This is a genomic window from Acidovorax sp. GW821-FHT10E03, from assembly GCF_059415205.1.
The window spans coordinates 339,870-357,792 of the sequence record NZ_JBWKMU010000005.1; the positions used below are offsets into that span (position 1 = coordinate 339,870).

13 protein-coding genes are annotated in these 17,923 nt (G+C 67.4%); 12 read left to right on the top strand and 1 reads right to left on the bottom strand.

Annotated elements, in window-relative coordinates; genetic code table 11:
* The first annotated feature begins 48 nt into the window (after positions 1–48).
* From AC07OD_RS11345 to AC07OD_RS11365, 5 genes are read left to right on the top strand one after another with little or no spacing between them, the layout of a single operon-like run.
* The gene (locus AC07OD_RS11345) at positions 49–447 is read left to right on the top strand and encodes a response regulator (RefSeq protein WP_005796099.1); all 399 of its coding nucleotides are present in this window, start codon (positions 49–51) and stop codon (positions 445–447) included.
* Positions 448–813, top strand: a complete 366-nt coding sequence (locus AC07OD_RS11350; protein WP_010459520.1) for a response regulator — start codon at positions 448–450, stop codon at positions 811–813.
* A 15-nt stretch (positions 814–828) separates the two neighbouring features.
* A complete protein-coding gene (locus tag AC07OD_RS11355) occupies positions 829–1,356 on the top strand; it encodes a chemotaxis protein CheW (protein ID WP_218296027.1) in 528 nt (175 codons plus the stop codon).
* Between the two features lie 21 nt (positions 1,357–1,377).
* Entirely contained in the window at positions 1,378–3,666 is a 2,289-nt protein-coding gene (locus AC07OD_RS11360) for a methyl-accepting chemotaxis protein (protein WP_218296026.1), read from the top strand.
* Positions 3,667–3,713: 47 nt separating this feature from the next.
* Positions 3,714–9,878 carry a hybrid sensor histidine kinase/response regulator gene (locus tag AC07OD_RS11365; RefSeq protein ID WP_494596690.1) on the top strand — a complete coding sequence of 2,055 codons (6,165 nt, stop codon included), beginning with the start codon at positions 3,714–3,716 and terminating at the stop codon, positions 9,876–9,878.
* A 183-nt stretch (positions 9,879–10,061) separates the two neighbouring features.
* On the opposite strand, the gene AC07OD_RS11370 is transcribed toward AC07OD_RS11365, so the two are convergent.
* A complete protein-coding gene (locus AC07OD_RS11370) occupies positions 10,062–11,552 on the bottom strand; it encodes a cryptochrome/photolyase family protein (RefSeq protein ID WP_494596692.1) in 1,491 nt (496 codons plus the stop codon).
* A gap of 21 nt (positions 11,553–11,573) precedes the next feature.
* Between AC07OD_RS11370 and AC07OD_RS11375 the strand changes: the two genes are divergently transcribed.
* The 7 genes from AC07OD_RS11375 (at position 11,574) to AC07OD_RS11405 (ending at position 17,771) form a co-directional block, all read left to right on the top strand.
* Positions 11,574–12,173, top strand: coding sequence for a YqgE/AlgH family protein (locus AC07OD_RS11375; RefSeq protein WP_218296023.1), 600 nt, complete (start codon positions 11,574–11,576; stop codon positions 12,171–12,173).
* Positions 12,170–12,589, top strand: a complete 420-nt coding sequence (gene ruvX / locus AC07OD_RS11380) for a Holliday junction resolvase RuvX (protein WP_218296022.1) — start codon at positions 12,170–12,172, stop codon at positions 12,587–12,589. Before AC07OD_RS11375 ends, ruvX begins: the two co-directional genes overlap by 4 nt.
* Positions 12,586–13,110 (top strand): bifunctional pyr operon transcriptional regulator/uracil phosphoribosyltransferase PyrR, encoded by a 525-nt coding sequence (pyrR, locus tag AC07OD_RS11385; protein WP_218296021.1) that lies wholly within the window; start codon positions 12,586–12,588, stop codon positions 13,108–13,110. The genes ruvX and pyrR overlap by 4 nt, the downstream gene beginning before the upstream one ends.
* Positions 13,111–13,112: 2 nt before the next feature.
* Complete coding sequence (locus AC07OD_RS11390) at positions 13,113–14,075, top strand: aspartate carbamoyltransferase catalytic subunit (RefSeq protein WP_218339666.1); 963 nt, start codon at positions 13,113–13,115, stop codon at positions 14,073–14,075.
* A gap of 79 nt (positions 14,076–14,154) precedes the next feature.
* Complete coding sequence (locus AC07OD_RS11395) at positions 14,155–15,444, top strand: dihydroorotase (RefSeq protein WP_218296019.1); 1,290 nt, start codon at positions 14,155–14,157, stop codon at positions 15,442–15,444.
* A gap of 138 nt (positions 15,445–15,582) precedes the next feature.
* A complete protein-coding gene (locus AC07OD_RS11400; RefSeq protein WP_218339665.1) occupies positions 15,583–16,320 on the top strand; it encodes a lysophospholipid acyltransferase family protein in 738 nt (245 codons plus the stop codon).
* Between the two features lie 218 nt (positions 16,321–16,538).
* Positions 16,539–17,771, top strand: a complete 1,233-nt coding sequence (locus tag AC07OD_RS11405; RefSeq protein ID WP_494596696.1) for a Yip1 family protein — start codon at positions 16,539–16,541, stop codon at positions 17,769–17,771.
* Positions 17,772–17,923 lie beyond the last annotated feature (152 nt).

A 17,923-nucleotide genomic window follows, 5' to 3' on the forward strand; every position in this document is an offset into this window, starting at 1 on the left:
CATCATGTGCTGCCGCGTTGTTTATTTTTCCATCGGGAGCAGTAACAATTGACTACAACAGGCGCATCTTTCAAAGTGCTAGTGGTGGATGACAGCAACACCATCCGTCGAAGCGCCGAGATTTTTCTCAAGCAGGGGGGGCACGAAGTCTTGTTGGCCGACGACGGCTTTGATGCTTTGGCCAAAGTCAACGATTACCAGCCTCAGCTGATTTTCTGCGACATCCTCATGCCCAAGCTCGACGGGTACCAGACCTGCGCCATCATCAAGCGCAACGCCCGTTTTGCAGATACTCCGGTGGTAATGCTGTCTTCCAAGGACGGCGTATTCGACAAGGCGCGCGGGCGCATGGTCGGCTGCCAGGAATATCTCACCAAACCGTTTACCAAAGACCAGCTGCTGCAGGCAGTGCAGCAGTTTGGCAATTCCCAACAAGGAGCGATGTAAATGCCCATCCAGAAAGTACTGGTCGTCGACGACTCGAAGACCGAGTTGATGTTTTTGACGGACCTGCTTCAGAAAAAAGGCATGCAGGTACGCACCGCTGAAAATGCCGATGAAGCCTTTCGCCGCCTGGCGGAAGAAAAGCCCGATCTGATCCTCATGGATGTCGTGATGCCCGGCCAGAATGGCTTTCAGCTCACGCGCGCCATCACCCGCGACCCGCTGTATGCCGACGTGCCCATCATCATGTGCACCAGCAAGAACCAGGAAACGGATCGCGTCTGGGGGATGCGGCAGGGTGCGCGGGGCTACATCACCAAGCCCGTCGATCCCGCCGAACTGCAGGCCAAAATCGACGCCCTGAACTGAGGCTGCGGCGCGTTCATGGCCAACCGCGAAGCCCTGCGAGAGCTCCAGACCCGACTTGCCAGCCGCCTTCAGGCCGCAAGAACCGAAGGGACCTCTGTGTCATCCTGGCTGGCTGTCGAGTCCGCCGGGAGTTTCTATTTGCTGCCCCTTGGACAGTCGGGGGAGATTTTCCCCTGGGTCTCGATCCAGGCGGTGCCCTATACCCAAAGCTGGTTCCTGGGCGTTGCCAACCTGCGCGGCGGGCTGGTCGGCGTGGTGGATCTCGCGGGGCTCCTGGGCTCCGCGGCGCCCCGTACCGAACAGGCCCTGTCGGAGGCCAGCCTCCTGGCTTTCAACGCGGCCCTCGAAGTCAATGCCGCTTTGCTGGTGGACCGCTTGGCCGGCCTGCGCGGGACCGATGCGTTCGTGTCCTCCGAGCCTCCGGCCGAGGATTCCCCTGCATTCTTCGGCACCACGTATATCGATTCCAGCGGCGCGCGCTGGCAGGAACTGAACTTGCAGATCCTGTCCCAACATCCCGCTTTCCTGAGCATCAGTGCTTGAGTTTTTCTGTAAGGCTGCACCATGTCCGTCGTCAATCAATTTGGAAAACTGTTCAACCGGAAACCTGCCACACCGGATGCAGGCGCGATTGCCGGCACGGCCGACGACGGGCAGGATATTCTTGCCACGGGTTCGCTGGACGGCGCGCAATTGCGCGACGCGTACCAGGCCGAAGCCATGAACAGTGTTCAGGGTGACCCGGACGGCTATGCCCCCGAGCAGTCTGCCCAGGACGCGGAGGAAGACCTCATCTCCCTGCCACTGCTGGGCCGCTCGACCGCTGCAGCCCACCAGCGCCGCCTGCTCGGCCTGCTGGCTGTGGGCGTGATCGTCCTCGCCTTGATCGCTGCCTGGGTGCTGCGGCAGGCCGACCGCTCCGCGCAGCAGCTTGCTGCAACGGGCCAGTCCCTCATGCAGTCGCAGCGCCTGGCGAAGTCGGTGTCGCAGGCGCTGGTGGGAAGTCCGCAGGCCTTCCCGGACGTGGTGGAAAGCTCCGGCGTGCTGGCGCGCAATGTGCGCGCCCTGAATGCAGGTGATGGCGAACTCGGCGTGGAATCGCTGGGCGAGCCCTACAAGCCCGATCTGGACGCCGTGAACCCGCTCATGGAACGTGCCGAGCGCAATGCCAGCGTGGTGATGGGCCAGCAGAAGATCCTGACGCAGGTGGGGGACGCTCTGCGCACCATCAACCGCCAATCGTCCGACCTGCTGGAAATCGCCGAGACGGTGTCGTCCCTCAAGCTGCAGCAGAACGCGCCTGCCGCCGAGATTTCCGCCGCCGGCCAGCTCGTGATGCTGACCCAGCGTATCGGCAAGTCGGCCAACGAATTCCAGACCATGGAAGGCGTGAGCCCCGAGGCCGTGTTCCTGCTGGGCAAGGACTTGAATTCGTTCAAGGAAATCGCCCAGGGCCTGCTCGATGGCAGCCCTGAACTGCGCCTGGCCGCCACCAAGGATGCCCAGACCCGCGAACAGCTCGAAGCCCTGGTCAAGCTCTATGAGCAGACCCGCACGCAAGCCAGCGCCATTCTGGGCAACCTGCAAGGTCTGGTGTCTGCCCGCGAAGCCCAGTCGGCGATCATTGCCGACAGCGAGCCCCTGCGCCGCCAGCTCGAAGGCCTGCAGAGCAAACTGTCCGCCCAGACGGGTGTGGGTGGTGGACAGCTCGCTGCCCTGGCCCTCGCCGGCCTGTTCGTGATCTTTTGCGGCGTGGGCATCTCGCGCGTGCAGCTGCTGGACAGCCGTGGCCGCCAGGCTGCTGCCGAAATGCAGCAGAAGGACGCCAAGCGCCAGGAGCAGGAAGCCAAGCGCGTCAATGACGCCAACCAGGCCGCCATTTTGCGGCTGATGAACGAACTGCAGTCGGTCGCTGAAGGTGACCTGACCCAGGAAGCCACCGTGACGGAAGACATCACGGGCGCCATCGCCGACTCGGTGAACTACACGGTGGAAGAACTGCGCCAGCTGGTGGGCAGCGTGCAGAACACGGCCACGCGGGTGGCGCAGACGACGGCCCAGGTGGACAACACGTCCACGGAGCTGCTGGCGGCATCCACCGAGCAGCTGCGCGAAATTCGTGAAACCGGCCGTTCGGTGCTCGACATGGCCACCCGAATCAACGAGGTGTCCACACAAGCGCAAGAGTCCGCCACGGTGGCCCGTCAATCGCTGCAAGCTGCCGACTCGGGCCTGCAGGCCGTGCAGAACGCCATCGGCGGTATGAACTCCATCCGCGACCAGATCCAGGACACCTCCAAGCGGATCAAGCGCCTGGGCGAATCCTCGCAGGAGATCGGTGAAATCACCGAACTGATTTCCGACATTACCGAGCAGACGAACGTTCTGGCCCTGAACGCTGCCATCCAGGCAGCGTCCGCCGGTGAAGCCGGCCGAGGCTTCTCGGTGGTGGCCGAAGAAGTGCAGCGGCTGGCTGAACGTTCCGCAGACGCCACGCGCCAGATCTCGGCGCTCGTGAAGGCGATTCAGACCGACACGCAGGATGCCGTGGCCGCTATGGAACGCTCCACGCAGGGTGTGGTGGAAGGGGCGCGCCTGTCCGACAGCGCCGGTACCGCACTGACCGAGATCGACCGCGTGTCGCGCCGCCTTGCCGAACTGATTGAGCAGATTTCGTCCTCAACATCCCGGGAAGCCGTTCTGGCCAACGAAGTGGCCGACAACATCCAGCACATTTTTGCGGTGACCGAGCAAACGGGTGAAGGTACCCGAACCACAGCGCAGCAGGTGCGCGAGCTCTCGCACATGGCTGAAGAACTGCGCCAATCGGTGGCACGGTTCAAGATCGCCTGACGCTGTAGTCATCAACCAGCTGGCTCATAGCAGCCGGGGACGAATCCATGTCATCTATTGATGTCAACAATGCACCGGCCGCGGATGGGACCCAGGGAGATCAGGACCTGGGTCCTTTGGCGTGGGTGCTTGACGAACTGCGCAAATCCCTTGACGGTGCTGTCAAGGCCATGCGCCGCTTTGTGCGCGATGCGGAAGCCGCCCGCGAATCGGATCTCGCGGCGCTCGATGCCGGCCCGCTGCGCATTGCCCGGCAGCAGCTGCACCAGGCGTGCGGGGCCCTGGAAATGGTGGGCATGGGCCCGCCGGCGCTGGTCCTGCGGGCCATGGAGTCTGCGGTCCAGAAGTTCGTGCAGCGGCCCGAGACCTGCAGCGACGACGCCGCGGCCGTCATTGAGCGTGCGAGCTTTGCGCTGATCGAATACCTGGAAACCGTTCTGGCGGGCAAGGCGGCTTCGCCTGTTGCGCTGTTCCCCCAGTACCGCGACGCGCAGGCGCTGGCCGGCGCGGACCGCGTCCATCCTGCCGACCTGTGGCCTGTGGAGCGCAGGTTTCGCGAGCCCGAGGGTGCAGTGTCGGTCACGCCGCTGCCGTACGGTCCTGAAGCGCGCGCGCGCCTGGACGCCGCGGTGCTGCGAATCGTCAAATCCGGTGATCTGCGGGCCTCGTTGAGCCTGAGGGACACCTGCCTGGGCTTCGTGGCGGCCCAGCCGGACCGCCAGTCCCGCGCTTTCTGGAAGATCTGCGCGGGCTTCTTCGAGGCCTTTGGCTCCGGCCTGCTGCCCGCGGATGTCTACGTCAAGCGCGTGGCGTCCCGTGTGCTGATGCAGTACGCCACCCTGGCCAAGGGCGACACGACCATTGCAGACCGCCTGGTGCAGGACCTGCTGTTCTTCTGTTCCCAGGCCAGGCCGGCCGATGCGGCCGCCAGCGACGTGCCCTCGCTGCAGGCCGTGCGGCAGGCCTTCGCGCTGGACCGGTTCAAGCCGGTCGACTATGAAGCTGCGCGGTTCGGCCGTTTTGACCCCGCCATGCTGGCGCAGGCACGTAAGCGGATCGCCGCGGCCACCGAGACCTGGTCCGCGCTGGCCGGCGGGGACCGCAACAAGCTCAAGCCCGCGGCGGATCAATTCAGCCTGGTGTGCGACTCGCTGCGCAAGCTGCATCCCGGAAGCGAAAGCCTTGCGCAGGCCCTGACGCGCGCACTGGAATCCACCACCCGTTCCGGCGAACCGCCCTCGGCCGCCTTGGCCATGGAAGTGGCAACCTCGGTCCTGTACCTGCAGGCGGCCTTTGAAGAGCTGGATGCGGGCGACGACCAGATGGAAATCCGCGCGGGCAGGCTCGCGCAGCGCCTGGATGCCGTCGGTGCGGGCGCGGAGCCCGAGCCCCTGGAACAGTGGATGGAGGAGCTGTACCGCCGGGTCAGCGACAACCAGACCATGGGCAGCGTTGTCGACGAACTGCGCTCCACGCTCGGCGAAGCCGAGAAGGCGCTGGATCAGTTTTTCCGCAATCCGCAGGACACGGCGGTCCTGGCGACCGTCCCCGGCCATCTCGCGCAGATGCGCGGTGTGCTGTCCGTGCTGGGCCTGGACCAGGCGTCGCTCGCGGTGGTTCGCATGCGCGACATGGTGGAGCGCCTGCTCATCAACGAGGTGCCCGAGGCCGATCGCCAGGGTGTCTTCGAGAAGCTGGGCAACAGCCTCGGCGCGCTGGGGTTCCTGATCGACATGCTCAGCTACCAGCGCACCATGGCCCGCAAGCTGTTCGTGTACGACGAAGAGCTCGGTGAACTGCGCATCCTCATGGGCAAGACCCGTCCGCGTGCGTCGGATGCCGTGGAAGAGGCGCCGGCCAAGCTGGAAGAGCGGGCCGCCATCCCATTGCCCGACGTGGTGCCACGTTTTCCCGTGCCGGAACCCTTCGGCGAGCCCACGGATTTCGGATCCCTGCCTTCCCTGCCGGACATGCCGTCCGAGGTGGCCCCTGCGCAGCTGGCGCCGGTGGATCCGGGGTCGCTCGCACCCGACATTTCCTTTGATCTGCCCGTCGCCACAGAGGGCGGCGGCGCGCCGGTGTCCCAGGCGGCAGCGCCCGCGCCCGCAGCGGCGCAGGCACCGGAGATCGAGGATGAACTGCTGGAGGTCTTCCTGGAGGAGGCCCGCGAAGTGGTGGTCAATGGCCTGGCCGCCATCGACGTGCTTCAGGATGAGCCGGGCAACCTCAGCGAACAGACCACGCTGCGCCGTGCCTTCCACACGCTCAAGGGCAGTTCGCGGATGGTCGGGCTGAACGATTTCGGTGAAGCGGCCTGGTCCATGGAACAGGTGCTCAACGCCTGGTTGGCAGAGCAAAAGCCGATGCAGCCCAGCTTGCTGCAGCTGTCCTCGGACGCGCTGCGGGCATTCAGCCGCTGGGCGGACGATATCGCCTCTGGCCAGGCTTCGGGCTGGCAGCCAGACGCATTCTGCAAGTCCGCGGATGCCATGCGGCTCGACGGCACCCTGCTGCCGCTGGCCACCCCGTTCGCCAGCGAGGACAGCCCCCCGCAGGCTGCGCCCGTGCAGGAGCAGATGCAGGAAGCTGCGGCCCTGGACGGCGTGCCCATCGAATCTCTGGAGCCAGAAGCTGCAGACGCCCCACAGGCGGTGGAAGAGGCGCTGGCCATCCCCGACTTCGAAGCCACCGAAATCTTCGACCACGCACCCGAAGTGCCGGCGGATCAGGCCGTGGCCTCCCCCGAGGTGGCCGAGGAGATCGATTTCTCCGTGTTTGCAGCCGCGCTGGACGAAGCGCCCGCAGACGCCGCGGTGATCGATCCTTCCAGTGCCGACTTCGTGCTGGATCTCGAACTGCCCGACCTGGAACCCGCCGTGGCGGCGCCTGAGGCCGAACTTCCGGCGCCAGCGCCCGCGTTGTCCGACGAACTGACTGAGGACGAAGTGGCCGGGCTGCTGTCGGCGCAATCCCTGGATGCCGCCGAGCCGCTGGAAGCTCCGGAGCCGGGGGAACTGGAGGCGCTGGAGCCATTGCCGGAGGCCGGTGCGCCCGAGCCCGAAGCCCTCGTGCCTGCCGAAGCGGTGGAAACCGTGGACGCCGAGCCCGTTGCTGCAACGCCGGAACTGGCCGAGGCCCTGCCGCTGGAGGACAGCAGCAGCGACGAAGCGGTCAAGGTGATTGACACGCTGCGCATTGGCATTCCGCTTTACAACGTCTATCTGAACGAAGCCGATGAATGGTCCCGCCGCCTGGTGACCTGCCTGCAGGAATGGTCGCTGGAACTGCACGAGCCCCTGCCGGACATCGCGGTGGCGTTGTCGCACTCGCTCGCGGGCAGCTCCGCCACCGTGGGCTTCAATGCCCTGTCCGAAATGGCGCGCGTACTGGAGCATGCGCTCCAGCACGTGACATTGCAGTCCGGCGGCACCCAGGAACAGGCCCAGGCCTTCATGGCGGCGGCGGAAGATATCCGCCGGTTGCTGCACCAGTTCGCGGCCGGTTTCCTCAAGGAGCCCAGCCAGGAAGTGCTGGAGCAACTGCGCCAGATCTTGCAGACCGAGGTGGACAACACCCTGTCGCCGCCCGAAGAAGATGCGGAAGCCGCAGACGGGCTGGCGGTGGAGTCGGTGGCACCGATCGGCGCGGAAGCCGCGCAGCCGCTGCCCCCAGCCGAACCCGTACCCGATGTCCCCGCCGAGCTGACGCCCGTGCCGGTTCCCAAGGGGCATGTGGCGCCCGCGCTGTCCGCCGTGGTGCACGACCACGACCAGATGGTCGACGACGCGATTGCCCATGCCGTGGCGCTGGGTTCGGACGTGGATGACGACATCGATGCGATCGACGTCATCGATCCGGACCTGTTCCCGATCTTCGAGGAAGAGGCCGCGGAATTGCTGCCGCAGCTCGGTGGAGCCCTGCGCCAGTGGGCTTCGCGCCCGGACAACCTGGGTGCGCGCAGCGAGGTGCTGCGGGCATTGCACACCCTCAAGGGCAGCTCGCGCCTGGCGGGTGCCATGCGTTTGGGCGAAATGGCCCACCGCCTCGAATCCGCCATCGAGCAACTGGACGCCGAGACGGTCACCTCCGACCAGATCGAGCCCCTGCAGGCCAGCTTTGACGGCCTGCAGGCCAACTTCGAAGCCCTGCGGACCATTGGGCAGAGCCCCGCCGACACGGTGGTGTCGCTGCCGGTCGAGGCCGTGCGCGCCAGTTCCCCGGTGGACCTGTCGGCAGTGCCGGTGGATGCGCCTGCACAGGCGCTGGCAACGCCGCCATCGGCGCCTGCCGTGCGCCTGCCGGCACCCTCCCAGCTTGCGCCGCTGCGCGTGGCGTCCAACCAGTCGGTGCGTGTACGTGCGCAGCTGCTGGACCGCCTGGTGAACCAGGCGGGCGAAGTGATGATCAGCCGATCGCGCCTGGACGTGCGGCTGGGCCAGTTCCGCAGTTCGCTGGCCGACCTGTCGGGCAATCTGGACCGCCTGCGCCAGCAGCTGCGGGACATCGAGGTGCAGGCCGAATCGCAGATGCAGTCGCGCCTGGCCCTGTCCAAGGATTCGGCCGCTGGTTTCGATCCGCTGGAGTTCGACCGCTTCACCCGCGTGCAGGAACTCACGCGCATGATGGCCGAGTCGGTGAACGACGTGGCCACCGTGCAGCGCAACCTGCAGCGCACCATGGAAGGCGCTGAAGACGACCTGATCGCCCAGGGCCGCCAGGCGCGCGAACTGCAGCGCGACCTGCTGCGCACCCGCATGGTGGAGTTCGAAGGCATTGCCGAGCGCCTGTACGCCGTGGTGCGCCAGGCCTCCAAGGAAACCGGCAAGCAGATCAAGCTCGATATCACCGGCGGCTCCATCGAGATGGACCGTGGCGTGCTGGACCGCATGACCCCGGCGTTCGAACATCTGCTGCGCAACTGCGTGGCCCACGGGATCGAGAACCCCGAGGACCGGGTCGCCGCGGGCAAACCGGCGTCCGGCACCATCACGGTGGATCTGCACCACGAAGGCAACGACGTGTCTGTGGAATTCCGTGACGATGGCGCCGGCCTGAACCTGCCGCGCATCCGGGAAAAGGCACTGTCCCAGGGCCTGATCGAACCCGATGCGCAGTTGAGCGATGCCGAAGCGGCCAACCTGATCTTCACGCCCGGTTTCAGTACCGCCAGCGAAGTGACCGGCCTGGCGGGCCGGGGCATCGGCATGGACGTGGTGCGCTCGGAGATCAATGCACTGGGCGGGCGCATCGAGACCTCGACCGAGGCCGGCAAGGGCGCTGCCTTCCGCATGGTGCTGCCACTGACCACGGCGGTGACGCAGGTGGTGATGCTGCGTGCCGGCGATCTGGCGATCGGCGTGCCCGCCAACGTGGTCGAGATCGTGCGGCGCACCTCGGCGGCAGACCTTGAAGTTGCATACCGTACCGGCCATTTCGACGATGGCACGGAGCAGTTGCCGTTCTTCTGGGCCGGGGCGCTGCTGCAGGCTTCTGCGCGCAGCAACGAGCCGGCTGGCAAGACGCGACCTGTGGTGATTTTCCGCAGCGCATCGCAGCGCATCGCCATGCACGTGGACGAAGTGCTGGGCAACCAGGAAGTCGTGGTGAAGAACCTCGGGCCCCAGTTGTCCCGCCTGCCGGGCCTGGCGGGCATGTCGGTGCTGGCCTCGGGTGCCGTGGTGCTGATCTACAACCCCGTGGCGCTGGCCACGGTGTACGGCGATCAGGTGCGGGCAGCCCATGTGGATCTGCCTCCCGTGCTGGAGGCCGATGGTTCGGGCGCTGGCGGCAAATCCGTGGTGTCGCTCCAGCTGGCGGGCCCCAGCCAGGTGCCCCTGGTGCTGGTGGTGGACGATTCGATCACGGTGCGCCGCGTCACGCAGCGCCTGCTGCAGCGCGAAGGCTACCGTGTGGCGCTGGCCGCCGACGGCCTGCAGGCGCTCGAGCGGCTGCAGGAAGAGCGTCCCACGGTGGTGCTGTCGGACATCGAAATGCCCCGCATGGACGGCTTCGACCTGGCGCGCAACATCCGCGCGGACGGTGCGTTGCGCGACCTCCCCATCATCATGATCACGTCGCGCATCGCCGAGAAGCACCGCGAACATGCCATGGAGCTGGGCGTCAACCACTACCTGGGCAAGCCGTACTCCGACGAAGAACTGCTGAGCCTCATTCAGCACTACGCACGCATCGCAGCCGCGGTGGAGGCCTGACCCATCGCGCGTCTCGCGGCCTGCCCTTCCCGGGGCGGGCCCGTGGCGCACTTCCTGCCCTTCCTGGTGCAGCCGTGGTGCCCGGCAGAGCGCTGCACCCCCTGAACATGGCAGAGCCGACCGTGTGCGCTATGCCACGCCACGCCGCGCGGGGGCTGGGCCGCGCTGGCGCGGGGCGGCCTCTCAGGCCGCCGCCGAGGTGACCACCGCGTAGCGCTCCAGCGTTCTTTGGCGTGCCGCCGCGTGGTCCACGATCGGCAGGGGGTAGTTCTGGCCAAGCTGCACGGCCGCCTCCTGCAGCTCCAGGGGCCGCGCCGTCCAGGGCGCATGCAGGGCCTTGTCGGGCAATCCGGCGAGCTGCGGCAGGTAGCGGCGGATGAACTTGCCCTGCGGGTCGAACTTTTCGCTCTGGCTGACAGGGTTGAAGATCCGGAAGTACGGCTGCGCATCGCAGCCGCTGGAGCTGGCCCATTGCCATCCCCCATTGTTGGCGGCCAGGTCGAAGTCGTTGAGGTGGGTTGCAAAATAGGCCTCGCCCCGGCGCCAGTCGATCCCCAGGTCCTTCACCAGAAAACTGGCCACCACCATGCGCAGGCGGTTGTGCATGTAGCCCGTCTGGTTGATCTGCGCCATGGCGGCGTCGACCAGCGGGTAGCCGGTGCGGCCCGCGCACCAGGCCGCGAACAGGGCGTCCGCGTGGGGGCCGGTTTCCCAGTCGATGGCGTCGTAGGCCGGCTTGAAGGCATGCCCCACCACGTGCGGGTGGTGGTGCAGGATCTGGAAGTAGAAGTCCCGCCAGATCAGCTCGTTGAGCCAGGTGGCGGCGCCCGGATTGCCCTGGGCCGCGAGCTGGTGGGCCGCGTGCGCCAGCAGGCGCGGCGAGATGGTGCCAAACCGCAGGTGCACGCTCAGGTAGCTCGGGCCCTTGACCGCCGGGAAATCTCGGGTGACCCCATACCGCGCGATGCGGCCCAGAAAGTCGTCGAACAGCTGCCGGGCCCCGCTGGCGCCGGTGGGCAGCCCTGGCTGCGCTGTTGTGCCTGCGGCGGGCACGAAGCCCAGTGCCGCCAGGCCGGGAATGGGCTTGCAGTGCTCCGCGGGCCGGGGCGCCAGCCGGTGCGCGTGGCGCTCCACCGGGTAGCCCGTCAGGTGGAACGCGTCGATCTTCTTCAGCCACGCGTTCTTGTAGGGCGTGAACACGCTGTAGGGCGTGCCGCTCTGTGTCAGCACCTCGCTGCGCTCAAGGATCGTGTGGTCCTTGGATGTGTGGAAGGCCTTGCCCATGGCCGCCAGCCGGGTGCGCACGAGGCTGTCGCGCGCGAGCGCCTGCGGCTCGTCGTCGTGGTTGGCGAACACCGCCTGAACGTTCAGCGCGCGCGCGAATGCGGGAACGGACTCGCTGGCCGCCGCGTGGGCCACGATGAGCCCTCCCTGCGCGTGGCCCGACAGCGCGCGCAGGGCCTCGTCCAGCTCCACCAGCGCCTCCCGGATGAACTCCACGCGCCGGTCGGCCCGGGGCAGGGCATCGAGAATCTCGCGGTCGAAAACGAAGAGGCAATGCACCTGCCGGCACTGCGTCAGCGCGTGGTGCAGGGCCGCCTGGTCATGGGCCCGCAGGTCGCGCCGGAACCAGACAAGGCCGCTGGGGTAGGAAGGCTCTGGAGAGTGCGCCATGTTCACCGTTAAAATTGGCAGATGTCTTCCGATTCTGCGCCCATCAACCTGACGCATCACTTCCTGATCGCGATGCCTGGTCTGGAGGATGAGTCTTTTGCGCGCAGCGTCGTCTACCTGTGCGAGCACAGCGAGCGCGGCGCGCTCGGGCTCATCATCAACAAGCCGACCGACATCACGCTCAAGGGGCTTTTCGACAAGGTCGACCTGTCCCTGCGGCGCGAGGACCTGAGCCGGGAACCCGTGTTCCAGGGCGGCCCCGTGCAGACCGAGCGCGGCTTCGTGCTGCACGAGCCCATGCTCATGGACACGGCCGAAACGGACGAATCCGCCTACGCTTCCACCATGACCATTCCGGGCGGGCTGGAGATGACGACCTCCAAGGACGTGCTCGAGGCCCTGTCCACGGGCGCGGGGCCCCGCAGGGTGCTCATCACGCTGGGCTACTCGTCGTGGGGCGAGGGCCAGCTCGAGTCCGAGCTGGCCGAAAACGCCTGGCTCACCGTGGCGGCCGACCTGTCGGTGATCTTCGACACCCCGGTGCCCGAGCGCTACGACCGCGCCTTGTCGCTGCTGGGCCTCAAGGCCTGGATGCTGTCGCCCGAGGCGGGGCACGCATGACCGGCTTGCCCGCTCAGCCCGCCGTTCCCGCGCACTTCCAGACCTTTCTTGCTTTCGACTTTGGCCTCAAGCGCACGGGCGTGGCCACGGGCAACCGCATGCTGCGCAGCGCCACGCCGCAAGCCACGATCAAGGCCGAAGGCGACGCGCGTTTTGTTCAGGTCGCGCAGCGCATCAAGGAATGGCAGCCCGACGCGCTGGTGATCGGCGTGCCCTACCACCCCGATGGCGCGAGCCACGAGAACACCGAACGTGCGCTCAAGTTCGGGCGCCAGCTGCGCGGCCGCTTCGGCCTGCCGGTGTTCGAGGTGGACGAGCGCTACAGCACCACCGAGGCCATCGCCGGCGGTGCCAAGGATGCGGACGCCGCTTCGGCCTGCATCATCCTGGAACAGTTTTTGAGGAACCTCCCATGAGCAGCAACCCATCCCCCGGCGCGTCCGGCAGTCTCGTGCTGGATGCCGAGGCCCTGTACCGCGAGCTTTTGCGCGGCGTGCGCAGCCTGTGGACCCCCACGACGCGCCTGGCGGGCATCGCCTCGGGCGGTGCCTGGCTGGCCGAGCGCCTGCAGAAGGACTTGGGCCTGGAGGGCGCGCCCGGCGTGTTGTCTTCCGTGATGCACCGCGACGATTTCGCCCAGCGCGGCCTCTCGGCCAGTGCGCAGACCTCGCTGCCGTTCGACGTGAACGGCGCCGACGTGCTGGTGCTCGACGACGTGCTCTACACGGGCCGCACCATCCGCGCGGTGGTCAATGAGCTGTTCGACTACGGCCGCCCTGCCAGCGTGCGCCTGGCCGTGCTGGTGGACCGGGGCGGGCGCGAGCTGCCCGTGCAGGCCGACTTCGCCGCGGCCCGCGTGGCCTTGCCCGCCGCCCAGTCGCTGGCCCTGGCGCGTGGCGACAGCGGTACCTTCCACTTCCAAGTCAAAGAGGCCTGACCGTGCTGAAGAAGCGCAACCCCCAACTCAACGGCAACGGCGAACTCATCCACCTGCTGTCCATCGAGGGCCTGCCGCGCGACATCGTCACGCACATCCTCGACACGGCCGCCAACTTCGTCTCCGTCAACGACCGCGAGGTCAAGAAGGTGCCGCTCTTGCGCGGCAAGAGCGTGTTCAACCTGTTCTTCGAGAACAGCACGCGCACGCGCACTACGTTCGAGATCGCGGCCAAGCGCCTGTCGGCCGACGTGATCAACCTCGACATCGCGCGCAGCTCGGCCAGCAAAGGCGAATCCCTGCTCGACACCATCGCCAACCTCAGCGCGATGGCGGCTGACATCTTCGTGGTGCGGCACAGCGAATCGGGCGCGCCCTACCTCATTGCCCAGCACGTGGCACCGCATGTGCACGTGATCAACGCGGGCGACGGCCGGCATGCTCATCCCACGCAGGGGCTGCTGGACATGTACACCATCCGCCACTACAAGAAGGATTTTTCCAACCTCACCGTGGCCATCGTGGGCGACGTGCTGCACTCGCGTGTGGCGCGCTCCGACATCCATGGCCTGACCACGCTGGGCTGCGCCGAAGTGCGCGTGGTGGGGCCGCGCACCCTGGTGCCGTCCGACATGGCGCAGATGGGCGTGCGTGTGTGCCACACGCTCGAAGAAGGCATCAAGGACGCGGACGTGATCATCACGCTGCGCCTGCAGAACGAGCGCATGAGCGGCGCGCTGCTGCCGTCGAGCCAGGAGTATTTCAAGAGCTTCGGCCTCACGCAGGACAAGCTGCAGCTGGCCAAGCCCGATGCCATCGTGATGCACCCCGGCCCCATCAACCGGGGGGTCGAGATTGACTCCGCCGTGGTCGATGGCAAGCAGAGCGTGATCCTGCCGCAGGTGACTTTCGGCATCGCTGTGCGCATGGCCGTCATGTCCATAGTGGCGGGGAACGAGGCGTGATGCTCGGAATGAATACTCCTGTTTTCATAGCTGCTAGCGCTTATCCAATAAGCGCTAGCAGCCAATTTGGCTTCAAATCATGAAGATACTGATCCAGAACGGCCGTGTGATCGACCCCGCTTCGGGCCTCGACCAGACCTGTGACATCGCCATCGCGGCGGGCCGCATCGTCGGCGTCAACCGCGTGCCGCCCGACTTTGCGCCCAAGCGCGTGGTGGACGCCACGGGCTGCATCGTGCTGCCCGGCCTGGTGGACCTGGCCGCGCGCCTGCGAGAGCCCGGCCATGAGCACGAGGGCATGCTCGAATCCGAGATGGCGGCCGCCGTGGCCGGGGGCGTGACCAGCCTGGTGTGCCCGCCCGATACCGACCCCGTGCTCGACGAGCCGGGCTTGGTGGAGATGCTCAAGTTCCGCGCCGAGAAGCTGCACCAGTCGCGCCTGTTCCCGCTGGGTGCGCTCACGCGTGGCCTCGCCGGCGAGGTGCTGACCGAGATGGCCGAGTTGACCGAATCGGGCTGCGTGGGCTTCGGCCAGGCCGAAGTGCCCCTGGCCAGCACCCAGGTGCTGCAGCGCGCGCTGCAGTACGCCGCCACCTTTGGCTACACCGTGTGGCTGCGCCCGCAGGAAATGCACCTCGGCAAAGGCGTGGCCGCCAGCGGTGCGCTGGCCACGCGCCTGGGCCTGTCGGGCGTGCCCGTGGCAGCCGAGACCATTGCGCTGCACACCATCTTCGAGCTGCTCAAGACCACCGGTGCGCGCGTGCACCTGTGCCGCCTCAGCAGCGCGGCCGGTGTCGAGCTGGTGCGCCGGGCCAAGGCCGAGGGACTCAACGTGACCTGCGACATCAGCATCAACACGCTGCACCTGACCGAAAACGACATTGGCTTCTTCGACAGCCGCGCGCGCTTGACGCCCCCGCTGCGCCAGCAGCGCGACCGCGATGCCCTGAGCGCGGCGCTACTGGATGGCACCGTCGATGCGCTGGTGTCCGACCACACCCCTGTTGATGAAGACGCCAAGACCCTGCCGTTCGCCGAGGCCGAACCCGGTGCCACGGGCCTGGAGCTGCTGCTGAGCCTGGCGCTCAAGTGGTCGCAGGACAGCGGCGTGCCGCTCGTGCGCGCGCTGGCCACGGTCACGTCCGAACCCGCGCGCGTGCTGGGCAGTGCCCTGGGCACGCTGCAGGCCAGCGTGGGCCAGATCGTCGAAGGCGGCGTGGGCGACCTGTGCATCTTCGACCCCCAGGCCGCGTGGACCGTGCAGGACGATGCGCTGCGCAGCCAGGGCAAGCACACGCCGTTTTCCGGCTACGAGCTGCCAGGCCGGGTGCGCATGACGCTGGTGGGCGGGCAGGTGGCGTACGGGTGACCCCCCTGTGCCGCTTCGCGCCATCCCCCGAGGGGGACGCCGCCGGTGGTCCGGCAGGGCCGGTTCCACGGTGGCACCGGCATCGGCCAGGCCCGTTGCGTGGGCCATGGGCATGGCGAATCGCCACGGACGGCTGAGATGAGGCATCTGCGCGCCTGCTGGCGCCTGCTGCGCCTGCTGGGCCACATCGCCAAGGGGCTGGCCATCGTGGCGCTGCGTTTTCCGGCGCTGTCGCCCGATCAGCAGCATGCGCGGGTGCAGGTGTGGTCGCTGCAACTGCTGGCCCATGCCGGCATCAGCCTGCGCATCGTGGGGCAGCCGCCAGTGGCGGGGCCGGTGATGCTGGTCGCGAACCACATCTCGTGGCTTGACATTCCCGTGATGCACGCGGCCCGGCATTGCCGCTTCGTGTCCAAGTCCGACGTGCAGGGCTGGCCGCTGATCGGCACGCTGGCCACCGCCGCCGGCACCCTCTACATCGAGCGTAGTTCGCGCCGCGATGCGCTGCGCATGGTGCGGTCCATGCACGAGGCGCTGGAGCGCGGCGAGGTGCTCGCGGTGTTTCCCGAGGGCACCACGGGCGATGGCCGCGAGATGCTGCCGTTTCATGCCAACCTGCTGCAGGCCGCCGTCACCGCCAGCGCGCCGGTGCAGCCCGTGGGCCTGCGCTTTGCCGACAGGGCCACCGGCGCCACCAGTTTCGCGCCCAGCTACATCGGCGACGAGACCCTGGTGGGCTCGATCTGGCGCACGCTGTGCGCGCCGTCCATCGACGCCGTGGTGCACTACGGCGACCCGCAGCCGGCCGAAGGCCGCGACCGGCGCGCATGGGCGCAGCACCTGCACGACACCGTCGACCAGTTGCGGAAAACCTGAGGCGGCGGCAGCGGCGGGCGGGCCAGGCGCGCCGCTCCTCCCGCGTGCGCGGCGCGCAAGCGGGGTGGTTCTGCGGCCCAAAAACGTGCATATTCCACGTTTGCGGCGGCGACGGTGTGGCAACAGCGCCCAATTGCGGGCAATTTCCCGTATCGTCCGCGTCTTTCGGCCTGCGGCACGGCGGCAGCAGGCACCACTCACACTGCCGGGAGGGCACCATGAACCTGATTGAGCGCGCCAAGAGCATTCTTCTGCAACCCAAGGAGGCCTGGGTCGCCATCGAATCCGAATCCACCGATGCGGCGACCCTCTTCACCCGCTACTACATGATCCTGGCCGCGATCCCGGTGGTCTGCGGCTTCATCGGCCTGTCGCTGATCGGCTTCGGCGGCTTTGGCGTGACCGTTCGCGTGCCCCTGGTTTCCGGCCTGGTGAACATGGTGGTGTCGTACGTGCTCAGCCTGGTGGGCGTGTTCGTGCTCGCGCTCATCATTGATGCGCTCGCCCCTGCGTTCGGGGGGCAGAAGAACCAGATCCAGGCCCTCAAGGTGGCGGTCTATGCCAGCACGGCCGCCATGCTGGGCGGGGTGTTCAGCCTGCTGCCGGCGCTGGCCATGCTGGGTTTGCTGGCGGCGCTGTATTCCATCTACCTGCTCTACACCGGCCTGCCCGTGCTGATGAAGAGCGCACCGGAGAAGTCGGTGGCATACACCGTGGTCGTCATCATCGCGGCCATCGTCATGGGCGTGGTCATCGGTGCCCTCAGCTCGGTCTTCATGCCCGGTGGCGGAAGTCTGTTCGGCGGCGCCGCGGCGCCTGCCGTCACCCTGAACACGCCCAAGGGGTCGGTGTCCATCGACACCGCCGGCCTGGAAGCTGCCGGCAAGAAGATGGAAGAAGCCGCGCGCCAGCTGGAGCAGGCCCAGAAGGGCCAGGACCCCGCCGCCATCGCGGCCGCCACCGGCAAGGCCGCAGCGGCCGCGGCGGGCGCGCTGGGGGGCGGCCAGGCCATTGCCGCGCAATCGCTCAAGGCCGCGCTGCCCGAAAGCCTGGCGGGCCTGCCGCGCACCGGCTTCGACGTGCAGGACGGCGCGGCGCTGGGCCTGCCCACCAGCCAGGCCAGCGCGCAATACGGCAGCGACAGCAAGCAGGTGCGCCTGGAGATCACCGACATCGGCGGCCTGGGCCAGATGGCGGTGATGGCCATGGGCATGGCCCAGGGCGAGAAGGAAGACCAGACCAGCGCCGAGAAGACGTGGCAGGAGGGCGGCCGCACGCTGCACCAGCGCTACGAGAAGGACGGCAGCCATGCCGAGTTCAAGGCCATCCTGAAGAACGGGCTGGTGGTCAGCGTCGAGGGCGACCACATGGGCGTCAAGGACTTGCGAGGCATCCTGGGCCAGGTGGACCTCAATGGCCTGGAGGGCCTGCAGCGCAAGGGCAAGTTCTGACGTCCCGGCGTACGCGGCGCACGCCCCGGGCATGGGCACCGTGCCCCCTGCACAGGCAAGCCGGCACGCGCCGGCTTTTTTTCGTGTCCGGGCCTGCGAAGCAACCGGTGTCCGCGCGCTAGACTGGCGGGCAGGCGCGGGCCCTGCCGGTT

Bases quoted from the DNA above. Each gene is read 5' to 3' on its own strand.
- AC07OD_RS11350 (WP_010459520.1), top strand. From the start codon at position 448: ATGCCCATCCAGAAAGTACTGGTCGTCGACGACTCGAAGACCGAGTTG.
- AC07OD_RS11355 (WP_218296027.1), top strand. From the start codon at position 829: ATGGCCAACCGCGAAGCCCTGCGAGAGCTCCAGACCCGACTTGCCAGC.
- AC07OD_RS11360 (WP_218296026.1), top strand. From the start codon at position 1,378: ATGTCCGTCGTCAATCAATTTGGAAAACTGTTCAACCGGAAACCTGCC.
- AC07OD_RS11365 (WP_494596690.1), top strand. From the start codon at position 3,714: ATGTCATCTATTGATGTCAACAATGCACCGGCCGCGGATGGGACCCAG.
- AC07OD_RS11370 (WP_494596692.1), bottom strand. From the start codon at position 11,552: ATGGCGCACTCTCCAGAGCCTTCCTACCCCAGCGGCCTTGTCTGGTTC.
- AC07OD_RS11375 (WP_218296023.1), top strand. From the start codon at position 11,574: ATGTCTTCCGATTCTGCGCCCATCAACCTGACGCATCACTTCCTGATC.
- ruvX (WP_218296022.1), top strand. From the start codon at position 12,170: ATGACCGGCTTGCCCGCTCAGCCCGCCGTTCCCGCGCACTTCCAGACC.
- pyrR (WP_218296021.1), top strand. From the start codon at position 12,586: ATGAGCAGCAACCCATCCCCCGGCGCGTCCGGCAGTCTCGTGCTGGAT.
- AC07OD_RS11395 (WP_218296019.1), top strand. From the start codon at position 14,155: ATGAAGATACTGATCCAGAACGGCCGTGTGATCGACCCCGCTTCGGGC.
- AC07OD_RS11400 (WP_218339665.1), top strand. From the start codon at position 15,583: ATGAGGCATCTGCGCGCCTGCTGGCGCCTGCTGCGCCTGCTGGGCCAC.
- AC07OD_RS11405 (WP_494596696.1), top strand. From the start codon at position 16,539: ATGAACCTGATTGAGCGCGCCAAGAGCATTCTTCTGCAACCCAAGGAG.